The organism is Heyndrickxia sp. FW510-T9 (assembly GCF_058781025.1).
On the sequence record NZ_JBYSWK010000030.1, the window covers coordinates 1 to 12,135 of the forward strand.

General features: G+C 36.6%; 12 protein-coding genes. All 12 read right to left on the reverse strand.

Annotated elements, in window-relative coordinates:
- Positions 1-334: 334 nt before the first annotated feature.
- The 12 genes from lysS to tilS all read right to left on the reverse strand — a co-directional run bounded on the left by lysS (position 335) and on the right by tilS (position 12,056).
- Positions 335-1,822: a lysine--tRNA ligase gene (gene lysS, locus AC3WJF_RS14955; RefSeq protein ID WP_492453541.1), complete on the reverse strand. Its 1,488-nt coding sequence runs from the start codon at positions 1,820-1,822 to the stop codon at positions 335-337.
- Positions 1,823-2,117: 295 nt separating this feature from the next.
- Positions 2,118-2,333, reverse strand: a complete 216-nt coding sequence (locus tag AC3WJF_RS14960) for a helix-turn-helix domain-containing protein (RefSeq protein ID WP_492453543.1) — start codon at positions 2,331-2,333, stop codon at positions 2,118-2,120.
- Positions 2,285-2,812 carry a 2-amino-4-hydroxy-6-hydroxymethyldihydropteridine diphosphokinase gene (folK, locus tag AC3WJF_RS14965; protein ID WP_492453545.1) on the reverse strand — a complete coding sequence of 176 codons (528 nt, stop codon included), beginning with the start codon at positions 2,810-2,812 and terminating at the stop codon, positions 2,285-2,287. The genes AC3WJF_RS14960 and folK overlap by 49 nt, the downstream gene beginning before the upstream one ends.
- Positions 2,809-3,174, reverse strand: coding sequence for a dihydroneopterin aldolase (gene folB / locus AC3WJF_RS14970; protein ID WP_492453547.1), 366 nt, complete (start codon positions 3,172-3,174; stop codon positions 2,809-2,811). The genes folK and folB overlap by 4 nt, the downstream gene beginning before the upstream one ends.
- Positions 3,167-4,000: a dihydropteroate synthase gene (folP, locus tag AC3WJF_RS14975; protein ID WP_492453549.1), complete on the reverse strand. Its 834-nt coding sequence runs from the start codon at positions 3,998-4,000 to the stop codon at positions 3,167-3,169. Before folP ends, folB begins: the two co-directional genes overlap by 8 nt.
- Before the next feature lie 120 nt (positions 4,001-4,120).
- Positions 4,121-5,047 (reverse strand): cysteine synthase A, encoded by a 927-nt coding sequence (gene cysK / locus AC3WJF_RS14980; RefSeq protein WP_492453551.1) that lies wholly within the window; start codon positions 5,045-5,047, stop codon positions 4,121-4,123.
- Between the two features lie 176 nt (positions 5,048-5,223).
- Positions 5,224-6,111 (reverse strand): peptidyl-prolyl cis-trans isomerase, encoded by an 888-nt coding sequence (locus AC3WJF_RS14985; protein ID WP_492453553.1) that lies wholly within the window; start codon positions 6,109-6,111, stop codon positions 5,224-5,226.
- A 13-nt stretch (positions 6,112-6,124) separates the two neighbouring features.
- Positions 6,125-7,003 carry an Hsp33 family molecular chaperone HslO gene (gene hslO / locus AC3WJF_RS14990; protein WP_492453555.1) on the reverse strand — a complete coding sequence of 293 codons (879 nt, stop codon included), beginning with the start codon at positions 7,001-7,003 and terminating at the stop codon, positions 6,125-6,127.
- Between the two features lie 18 nt (positions 7,004-7,021).
- Positions 7,022-7,792, reverse strand: coding sequence for a type III pantothenate kinase (locus tag AC3WJF_RS14995; RefSeq protein WP_492453557.1), 771 nt, complete (start codon positions 7,790-7,792; stop codon positions 7,022-7,024).
- A 181-nt stretch (positions 7,793-7,973) separates the two neighbouring features.
- Complete coding sequence (ftsH, locus tag AC3WJF_RS15000) at positions 7,974-9,971, reverse strand: ATP-dependent zinc metalloprotease FtsH (RefSeq protein WP_492453559.1); 1,998 nt, start codon at positions 9,969-9,971, stop codon at positions 7,974-7,976.
- A gap of 118 nt (positions 9,972-10,089) precedes the next feature.
- On the reverse strand, positions 10,090-10,635 hold the full coding sequence (gene hpt, locus AC3WJF_RS15005) for a hypoxanthine phosphoribosyltransferase (RefSeq protein WP_492453561.1): 546 nt from the start codon (positions 10,633-10,635) through the stop codon (positions 10,090-10,092).
- Positions 10,635-12,056, reverse strand: coding sequence for a tRNA lysidine(34) synthetase TilS (gene tilS, locus AC3WJF_RS15010; RefSeq protein ID WP_492453563.1), 1,422 nt, complete (start codon positions 12,054-12,056; stop codon positions 10,635-10,637). The genes hpt and tilS overlap by 1 nt, the downstream gene beginning before the upstream one ends.
- Positions 12,057-12,135 lie beyond the last annotated feature (79 nt).

Here is a 12,135-nt window from a genome sequence, read left to right on the forward strand (position 1 = left end):
CTCCAAAAAGATGTTTGATATAGCTCATATAATTTAAAACATTGACGTTTCGTTCTGTTTAGTTTTCAAAGATCAATGTCGTTTATCAGCGACTTTTCTATATTACTATACTTCGATGTTTAAGTCAACATCTTTTTTTTGTTTTTTCTTTGCCGTCCATTACCGGACAACGAATATAAATATACCACCATTTTTTCTAATATGCAATAGCTTTTTTAAACTTTTATCAAGAAAATAATATATCAGTATAACAAATAGTTCTCGAAAGATTCAAACTTTGAATATTACTCTAAAATACAAAAAGCCCCCGATACTCGAGAGCTTTTTGTAAAGTCTAGTCTTTGTTCTTCATTAAAGGAAATAATAAAACATCTCTAATAGAAGCAGAGTTTGTTAATAACATAACTAAGCGGTCAACCCCAATACCTAAACCACCAGTAGGAGGCATACCATATTCAAGTGCTTCTACAAAGTCATCGTCCATCATATGTGCTTCATCATTACCCTGTTCGCGTTCTTTTAATTGATTCTCAAAACGTCCGCGTTGATCTATTGGATCATTTAGCTCCGTAAAAGCATTCGCATGCTCACGTGCCACAATAAACAGCTCAAAACGATCTGTAAAGCGTGGATCTTCGTCATTTTTCTTTGCAAGTGGAGATATTTCAACTGGATGTCCAAAAATAAAAGTTGGCTGCATAAGTGTTTCTTCTACCTTTTGTTCAAAAAACTCGTTAACTATATGACCGAACTCCATGTGCTCGGTGATTTCTACATCGTGTTCACGAGCTAACTTGCGAGCTTCCTCTACAGAAGTTTCCTTCCAAAAGTCTACTCCTGTCACTTCCTTTACAGCGTCAACCATATGTAATCGACGCCACTCTGGCTCAAGATTTATTTCATAGTCTCCATATTGAATTTTCGTAGTTCCTAGTACTTCCTTTGCAATATGCGCTATTAAGTTTTCCGTTAAACTCATGATATCCTTATAATCTGCATAGGCTTCATATAATTCGATCATCGTAAATTCAGGATTATGTCTTGTAGATACGCCTTCGTTACGGAACACACGGCCAATCTCATATACTTTTTCTAAACCACCCACAATAAGTCTTTTAAGATGCAACTCAATTGCTATACGCATAAATAGAGGAATATCCAACGCATTATGATGTGTGATGAATGGACGGGCCGACGCTCCACCAGCAATAGCATGCATCATCGGTGTTTCAACTTCTAAATAGCCGTGGTCATCTAAATATCTCCGCATCGATTGAATGATAAGGCTTCGAGTAATAAATGTTTTTTTGCTTTCATCACTCATAATTAAATCTAAATAGCGTTGACGATAGCGTTGTTCCACATCTTTTAAACCGTGATATTTATCAGGTAATGGGCGCAGCGATTTGGTTAACAAAACAAAGTCAGTTACTTTAATAGATAGCTCTCCAACCTTTGTTTTAAACACTGTACCTGTTATTCCGATAATATCTCCAAGGTCTAAAGAATCAAATAAGTCATAACTTTCGTCACCGATAGCATCTTTGCGTACATATACCTGTATTTGACCTTGTAAATCTTGAATATGAGCAAATCCCGCTTTTCCTTTACCGCGTTTTGTCATAATGCGACCAGCAATAGTAACTTTAACACTCTTTTCTTCAAGTTCTTCTTTTGTTAATCCTTCATAAAGATCTTTAATTTCTTTTGTATTATGCGTTCTATCAAATCGTTTTCCGAATGGATCAATCCCACTCTCTCTAATAGACTGCATTTTTTCACGTCTCACAAGTACTTGATCATTTAATTCCTCATTACTCACGTTGTTGCCACTCCAATCTATTTTTAATGCTCATGCGCCTTTTATAATGAATATACTTTATTATTGTACACAATCTTAAGTATTCAGACATCCATTATATATAGTTTTTATAAAAAATAGCGAAAAAACTGCCTGTAAATCCGGCAGCTTTTTAAATTCATTAACTAGCCTTTACTTCTTCTGATTCCATTTCTTCTATATATAAAAGATTCATTGTTTTTTCGTTTTTAAACACAATCCCTTTGTCACTAATCATTTCAGCACTGCTAAACTAGCGCCAATTCTATGTCCAATATTATTTTGCATCTTCTGGAGGAGTAAGCTCATCCACTTTAATTTCAAGCAAACCCGCTACATCTTTTAAAAAGCTTTCAGTAGGCAAACGGCTTCCTCTTTCAATTTCACCTAATATCGATACAGAAACCTTTAGATCTTTGGCCAATTCTTCTTGCGTATATCCTTTTAATTTTCGAAAAGCGCGAATGCGTCTTCCCCACTTATCTGTTTCCATAAGCGAACTCCTTCTTTATCAGGTATTCCGTTTAGAATTTCATTTAAAGGGGCCTTCATTATCGGTAATTGTACTTCCGGATCTATTTCCATCAACGGAATTAGCACAAATGCCCTTTCATGCATCCTTGGATGTGGAATAATTAGTTTCTCTGATTTTATATTTTCGTTATTAAATAATAATATGTCAAGGTCTACTGTCCTTGGGCCCCACCTTATATCCCTAATTCTTCCCAATTCCTTTTCCGTAAAGAGACATATTTCAAGCAGTTGTTCTGCAGAAAACGATGTCTTTATCTTCACGACTATATTCAAAAAATTACCTTGATCCGAATATCCAACCGGTTCAGTCTCGTAAATGGAAGATGCTTTTAAAAGTTCAATTTCAGGATAATTCACTAACATCTTCACTGCGTCTTTCAAAAAACCTTCCCGATTCCCAAGATTAGAACCTAACGATAGATAAGCTATGTTTGTCATGTTGTCAGACTCCTTGTTATTTCCACTGCCACGGATTGGTAATGTCCCGGAATTGGCGGATCAGGTTTAATTACTTTTACACTAGTCTCAACAATAAGCGGAAAATGATTTAAAATAGTGTAAGCAATTTTATCTGCAACTGCCTCTAACAATCTATATGGTCTTCCTTCAACTATTTCTTTGCAAATTTCATATATTTCTGCATAACTCACTGTATCATTTAAATCATCGCTTTTACCCGCTTTCGCTAAATCAAGTTCAAGTACTAATGAGACACGAAATCTTTGACCTAGTCGATTTTCTTCTGGTAAAACACCGTGATATCCATAAAACTCTAATTCATTTAAATAGATTTTATCCATCATACTCTCCTTTGCCTACAAGAACATCCATTACTTTTGCCATGCGGCTCATTTCCTTTACATCATGTACTCTTATAAGTTGACAGCCTTTTTCAATACCAAAGCAAATCGTAGCACCAGTTCCTTCTATTCTTTCATGTGGAGGCAGATTTAAGATCTGGCCAATCATTGTTTTCCTTGATGTAGCCAATAAAATCGGATAACCTAATCCAACAAGCTTGTCCAAGTTTTTCATAATATCAATATTTTCCTTTACATCCTTTGCAAAACCAATCCCTGGATCTAAAATAATATTTTCATCCCTGACACCCGCTTTTTTTGCAATAGAAATACTTTCATACACATCATTCAATACGTCGCGAATAAAATTAGTGTAATTTCTGTTTTCTCTATTATGCATTAATATGATTGGGACATCATGTTCGGCTGCTACATCTGCAATCTCCGGATCCTTTTTCGCACCCCAAACATCATTGATAATATGTGCTCCAGCCTCTAATGCTTTCTTTGCGGTTTCAGCTTTATACGTATCGATAGAAATAGGTATGGATATTTCCTTGGAAAGCGCTGATATGATCGGAAAGATCCTCGCAATTTCTTCTTTTACACTAACTGGTTCATGTCCTGGACGCGTAGATTCTCCACCTATATCGATAATATCTGCCCCATCACGCACCATTTCCTTAGCATGAATAATGGCTTTTTCGTTATCATAAAATTTTCCGCCATCCGAAAAAGAATCCGGAGTCACATTTAATATTCCCATAATCAAGGTCTTCTGCTGATAATCTAGTCGATAAGGCCCACATTGAATCGCTTGATCCATCCCATTAAACTCCTTTCACACTGTACCTATCTATAGTCTAAACCTTTTTCAAGCTATTTCACAACCCATTTAAGAGTACTAAAAAAAGCAATCGGATAATCCGATTGCCAAACGTGTTTTTTAATCTTCAAATTGATATAATGCTGTACTTAAATAACGTTCACCATTATCTGGAACTACTGCTAATACCTTCTTGCCTTTTCCTAAATCTTTCGCTACCTTGAGTGCTGCATGAATGGCAGCCCCCCCAGAAATACCGCCTAGAATTCCCTCAAGCTTTGCTACAGTCCTTGAAGCTTCAAAGGCTTCCTCCGTATTGATATGGATAATTTCATCAAATATCTCTCTGTCTAGTGTTTCAGGAATAAAGTTTGCTCCTAGTCCTTGAAGCTTGTGAGGACCAGGTTTGCCTCCTGCAAGTATTGGGGAGTCTGCAGGCTCGACTGCGAAAATTTTTATACCTGGGTATGTTTCTTTTAAAACTTTTCCTGCTCCACTAATGGTTCCACCCGTACCAATACCAGCTACAAATGCATCCAACTGATCACCCATTTGTTCAACAATTTCCTTACCTGTTGTTAAACGATGAATTTCAGGGTTTGCTATATTTTGGAATTGTTGTGGCAAAAAATATCCGTTCTCTTTAACAAGCTCATCTGCTTTATTTACAGCGCCTCTCATGCCTTCTGATCCAGGTGTTAATACAAGCTGTGCACCATATGCACGAAGGAGATTTCTTCGTTCTAAACTCATTGTATCCGGCATAACCAGAACAGCATTATATCCTTTTGCTGCAGCTACCATCGCTAACCCAATACCAGTGTTTCCACTTGTGGGCTCAACAATCGTATCACCAGGTTTAATTTCTCCGGCCTTTTCCGCGGCTTCAATCATTGCTAATGCAATCCTATCCTTTACACTGCTCCCAGGATTCATATATTCGAGTTTAAGATAAACGTCCGCATCGTTTTCACCAACAATACGATTTAACTTAACAACCGGAGTCTCACCAATTAATTCAGTTACAGATTTTACATTTCTAACCATGAGTCTTCCTCCCAAAAATTCCGAGTATTTTTATTGGTTTAATAATTCAAAATTAGCATTTGCCTAAATGAAAGTCAACGAAAAAGCTTCGACATTTCCCACATGTAAACTATTTTATGTTCCCCTAAAAAATACAAAAAAGACACAAGTTTTACACTCGTGTCTCATTTCATTATTTACTTTCCATAAAACCATTTTACTTTATTTTCTTTCCAAAATGACTCCGGTGTTATGGAATTTTCAATAGAATTTAAAGCCACTTGTCTTCTTATTTGGTCTTTTACTTCATTAAGCGAATAGTTTTTACCATCTATTTGATCCGTAACCTTCGCAATCGCAAAATGACCTTTGTATGGGATTGGATTTGTGTATTCGTTCACTTTAAGGTTTTCAATTACTTGTAAAAATCCCTGTGGATACTCCTTCGAATCCTTGGAAATATACCCGATATCCCCACCTTGAGGACTAGAAGCAGGATCAATCGATGCCTCCATTGCTAAAGCATCAAAGCTGGATCCATTTTTTAACGCTTGAATAATTTTATCAGCTTCCCCTTTTGTTTTCACCTCAATGAGAGAAATTCTATAAGAGGTAGGAATATGGTAAAAATACTGGTTATCCTGATAGTATTTTTGTATTTGTTCGTCCGTAACTTTTACATCTTTTGTGATCAGTTTATCAAAAAGTAGATTTGTTTTTATTTCTTTCATTAAAAGATCATCATTTTGTGGTTGATCGTCTGAATCTTGAATCGTTTTGGCGATCATCATTTCTTGATTAACTTCATTCTTACTTACCGAAATGCCATACTTTTTCGCCATTTTTTCTATTAGTTTTTCATCGATCAAAGTTCTTAACGCATCTTTTCCACTTTGCTCTTCCATTGCTAAAAGCCATTCTTGTCTTGTAATCTTCACATTGCCAATGCTTGCAACTGTTTCATTTAAATTGTTATTTGCGAACACTTTTTGATTTTCATGGTCCTTATAAGTAAAAAAAACGATGGTACAAATATTAAGTAATACTAACCCGCCAATAATATACAAAAGCCGCTTCTTCCTCAAGATTTCTCTCTCCCTATTTCGCTTCTTTTACTAATTCCTCAAGCTCTTCTTTTGAAAAGAGATATTTCGAATTACAAAAATGACATTGCGTCTCTGCTTGTCCATCATCATGAATCATATCCTCAATTTCGGTTTTCCCTAAGCTGATAATAGCAGCAGCAAATCTTTCTTTTGAACACTTACACTTGAACTCAATTGGCATCTTTTCTAATACTTTCACATTTCCTTCGCCTAATAAGCTAATCAATATTTCTTCCGGACTTAACCCTTGTTGAATAAGCTTTGAAGTAGGTGGACTTGCTTGAATTTTTTTCTCAATATCACCAATTACTTCATCACTTGTTCCTGGTAGCAACTGAATGATAAACCCTCCCGCTGCTAAGATGCTGTTATCTGGATTTACTAGCACCCCAACACCTACAGAGGATGGAACTTGTTCTGAACTGGCGAAATAATAGGTGAAATCATCCCCTAATTCCCCTGATACAATCGGTACTTGTCCAGAAAAATGCTCACGCAAGCCTAAATCCTTTACAACCGTTAATGTCCCTTCTGTCCCAACAGCACGGCGCACATCCAATTTTCCGTGTTCATTTAAATCAAAATGCGTTTGCGGGTTTGTTACAAAACCTCTTACCTCACCTTTTGCGTTACTATCAACGATAATAACACCGATTGGGCCTTTTCCTTCCACTTTGATGGTTAATTTTTCTTCACCTTTTAGCATAGCACCCATCATGACTCCAGCCGTCATGGAACGTCCTAATGCTGCAGACGCGGTCGGCCAGGTATAATGGCGACGCTGTGCCTCTCCAACTGTTTCTGTGCTTTTCACCGCATAGGCCCGAACTTGTCCATTATATGCCAATGCTTTTACTAAATAATCTCCCAAACTTTGCAACCTCCCTTATCATTCACTTGTATTCCTTTTATAGATTAAACTTAAGCCTTTTAAGGTTAGAAAAGGATCAACAATATCAATTAATTTTGATTCACTTGCTATTAAATTAGAATGACCTCCTGTTGCAATAACAATCGGCTCTTTTTTACTTTTTGCTTTCATTCGAGTTACAATACCCTCTACTTGACCAACATAACCATATACAATACCTGCTTGCATTGCAGAAACTGTGTTTTTCCCTACTATTCCCTCTGGGCGACTAATTTCTATACGTGGCAATTTAGAAGCTCTAGAATACAAGGCTTCTGCAGATATTCCAATACCTGGCGCAATCGCTCCTCCTAAATATTGACTATCCTCGTTAATATAGCAATATGTTGTAGCAGTGCCAAAGTCCACAATAATTAAAGGGCTGCCATATTCATGTATACCCGCTACTGCATTGACAATTCTATCAGCACCAACTTCTCTAGGGTTATCATATTTAATATCCAACCCTGTTTTCACACCAGGGCCCACAATTAAAGGTTTGACATTAAAATATTTATTGCACATACGTTCTAAAGCATAGTTAATCGGTGGGACAACGGAAGAAATAATGACGCCATTAATATCCTTAAAATGAATTCCAACATGTTGAAATAAAGAATTTATAATCATTGCATACTCATCTTCCGATTTAAAACGGTCAGTTTCCACTCTCCAATGATGCTTAAGCTTTGCATTATCGTATATTCCCAAAACAATATTAGTATTCCCAACGTCTAAAACGAATAACATTCTATCACCACTCTAATTAGTCTAATTACATGCCAACATCATATCATATTTCACACAACAAACAGGACGTTTATGCTTTATAATGCTCTGTTCATAAAACTTTGCACGTTCTTTTTTATACGATAATAAATGTTCTTAGACAGAAGAAAGGACATCGGAATAACGATGTCCCCTTATATTCTTACTTATTCTCTTGGTCATCGGAATTTTCTTGGTCCTTTGTATTAGTTGGACCAAACTTTTCCGGTCTTGAACGTTCATTTTTATTCTCAACATTTTCTTCCGGTTTCTTTTGGAAGTTTACTTTCATACTTTCAGAATCTGTTTCAGTTTTCTTTTCTAATGAAACGGATGAACTTCGATCTGGCAGCTTTCCATGTTCATACAAAGAACGAATTTGTTCTGCGTCCAACGTTTCCACTTTTAACAATGTTTGAGCTACAATTTCTAGCTTATCACGATTTTCAGTGAGAATTTTCTTCGCACGCTCATAACTTTCTTTAATAATTCTTTGAATTTCAGTATCAATCTCATAGGCAATTTCATCAGAATAGTTTTGCTCATTATTCAAATCTCTACCTAAAAAGACTTGACCACCTTGTCCTTGACCAAACTGTAATGGACCAAGCTTATCACTCATACCAAACTCAGTTACCATTCTACGAGCGATACTAGTTGCACGTTGGAAATCGTTTGAAGCTCCAGTTGATACTTCACCAAATGTAATTTCTTCTGCAACACGTCCACCTAATAGTCCGGTGATCTTATCAAGCAACTCTGGTTTCGTCATAAAATAACGGTCTTCCTTCGGTAACATAACAGCGTATCCGCCTGCTTGACCACGAGGAACAATTGTCACTTTATGGACCATTTCAGCTTCATCTAGTACCAAACCAATAATAGTGTGTCCACCTTCGTGATATGCAACGATGTTCCGCTCTTTCTTAGAAATAACACGACTCTTCTTAGCAGGTCCTGCAATTACACGGTCAGTTGCCTCATCGACATCTTCCATATCAATTTTTTTCTTATCTTGTCTTGCTGCGACGAGCGCAGCTTCGTTTAGTAAGTTTTCAAGGTCTGCACCTGAAAATCCTGGAGTTCTCGCTGCAATCGCTTTTAAATCAACAGTTGGATCCAAAGGCTTATTACGTGCATGAACTCTTAGAACTGCTTCACGTCCATTTACATCTGGGCGATCAACCGTAATTTGTCTATCGAATCGACCTGGACGCAACAATGCAGGATCTAGAATATCTGGACGGTTTGTTGCAGCTACAATAATGATTCCTTCATTAGCTCCAAACCCATCCATTTCTACAAGCAATTGGTTTAGAGTTTGCTCACGTTCATCGTGTCCTCCGCCTAAACCGGCACCACGCTGACGACCAACTGCATCAATTTCATCGATAAAAATAATACATGGAGCATTCTTCTTTGCATTTTCAAATAAATCACGTACACGAGAAGCACCGACACCGACAAACATTTCCACAAAGTCGGAACCACTTATTGAGAAAAATGGGACGCCTGCTTCTCCAGCGACAGCACGGGCTAAAAGAGTTTTACCAGTACCAGGAGGTCCGACAAGAAGTACCCCTTTTGGAATCCTCGCACCGAGCTCGGCAAATTTTCTAGGGTCTTTTAAGAACTCAACTACTTCCACTAATTCTTGTTTTTCTTCATCTGCACCAGCGACATCACGGAAACGAACTTTTTTCTTGTCGTCATTGTAAAGCTTTGCTTTGCTCTTCCCAAAGTTCATAACACGACCGCCGCCGCCTTGAGCTTGGTTTAATAAGAAGAAAAAGAGAATAAAGATAATGACAAACGGTATAATGGAGGTAAAAAAGGATACCCAGCCGCTTGTTTCTTTTGCCATCATTACATCAACTTCTGATTTCGATGTCGCTTTATCAATACGATCAAGCGCTGCTTGGCTATTCATTACATATGTAAGGAATTTGTCCTTATTATTAAATTCTCCCCGTACCTCATATACGCCTCTTTCAGGCTGCATCGTAAATTTTTTGACATCCCCTTTATCTAAGGAAGAAACAAATTGATCATACGAGATATTCTTCGTAGGCTCATTAGTATTGTTAAAGTAACTTACGATTCCAATAAGAACGAGGAATAATAATACATAAAAAATGGTATTCCTAAATATTCTGCTCATTCCTTACCTCCTCCCACGTTCAGAAAACTATAATAAATAGTATCATAGAGAATCTTGACTTTTCAACAATTTGCACTTTTTAAAAGTATTTTCCAAACGTCACATAATTATTGTAGACTTATTCACTTTTGCTATACACTTCTGGCTTCAGCACTCCAATATATGGGAGGTTACGATACCTTTCAGCGTAATCTAATCCATAACCGACAACAAAGGCATCAGGAACAATAAAACCTACATAATCGGCTTCAATATTAGCCTTGCGACCGGTTGGTTTATCAAGCAATGTCACAATTTTGATTGATTTAGCTTTTCTATAACGGAATAGCTCCACTAAATAGCTTAAAGTAAGTCCGCTATCGATTATATCCTCAATAATAAGAATGTCTCTTCCCTCGACAGATGTATCAAGATCTTTTAATATCTTGACTTCTCCTGAAGAAACAGTGGATTTACCATAGCTTGATACATCCATGAAATCCATTTCCAAATAAGTATCCACTCGCTTTAACAAATCAGCCATAAACAACGTGGCACCTTTTAAAACACCGATTGCTAATGGAAAACGTCCATCATATTCCTTTGTAAGTTGTTCAGCTAATTCTTTCGTCTTTTTTTGTATTTCTTCTTCTGAAATTAATACTTTTTCAATATCTTGTTTCATTAACTTGGTAGCCCCCTAGAAGATGATTGTTTGCGGTATTGTATGATATAGAAAACTTCATTAGGTACGGGCGGCTTGTCGTAACATGATTTTTTCAATTGTGGTATCCACAATATATTTCCTTCTCGGTCAGTTACAATCGGCCATACTTCCCTTTCAACTATCGGAACTTTTTTATCAATAAATATATCCTTCACTTTTTTCGTTCCATTTAATCCTTTTACTTTCATTCGATCACCACCCCGTTTTGTACGGACGATGATGGGGAACTCAATATCACTAGCATGTATACAAATCATATTATTCCCTTCACATTTAAGCGGATGCTTCCCTTTTAACAATTGAATCATGTATCCATTTGGAAGATTCACACCAACACCATCATGTAACATAAATTCATACGGATTAGATTTTGCCTCTTTTTCAAATGAGAAGCGGCATCTTTCATAAGAACGTGTTACATTTAAGCCTAAAGGTAAATCTAGTTTTCCGGAAGGCTGCTGGTGATTCGTTAATAACTCAAGAATTGCATCAATATGAACGGCCATGAAAGTACCAGGATTTTCTTTATAGAGATAGTTTAATATTAGTTGAATCCCTCTTCTTTGTAAAGGCAAAGGCCTCTTAATAAAAGACTCAATATTAATAATGATTTCACCATCTGTTTTATTCCATACTTTATTCATTTCTTGTTCTGTTAATACCTGCAAAAATGATTCATCTTCCAACAATTCCTCGCTAAATCGCTGAAAATGTTCATGTACATGACTATTTTCCCTTTTTAAAAAAGGCAGTACCTCCATTCGGAAACGATTTCTAGTATATTCGTTAGATTGATTACTAGCGTCTCTTCGAGGGCTTAATTGATAAAGGTCACAGTATTCCTCTATTTCACCTTTTGTTAAACAAAGTAGGGGTCTAATTAATTCCCCATATGTAACCTCTCTTCGTAATGGAATTCCAGAACGCCCTTTCCCTGAACTTCCCCGCGTCAATCTCATCATGATCGTTTCTATTTGGTCATCTCCATGATGCCCCAGTACAAGCTTATTCAAGTTATACCTTTTCATAGTTTCATCAAAAAAAAGATAACGGTACTTTCTAGCTGTTTCCTCTAAACCTTTTCCTTCTTTATGTATCAATTCATTGATATTGATTCTCGCTGTTGCCACAGGAATACCAAGATTTTGACAAAATTCTTCTACAAATAATAGATCATTATAAGATTCCAAACCTCTTAGCATATGATCTATATGTGCAACAGTCACAGATATAGAGTAATATTCCTTCTTTCGGAATAAATAATGTGCGAGAGCCAATGAATCCGGTCCGCCAGATACTCCGATAAGAATAGAATCTCCCACTTTTAATAATTTGTGCTTTTTGATAAATTCCATTACCTTTATTTCAAATGACAGCATATCGTATTCTTTCCCTCAAATAGCTAGAATAAAAACATCTTTTAATTAGGCTTTTTTTTAACTTTGTTGTTTTTGCAAA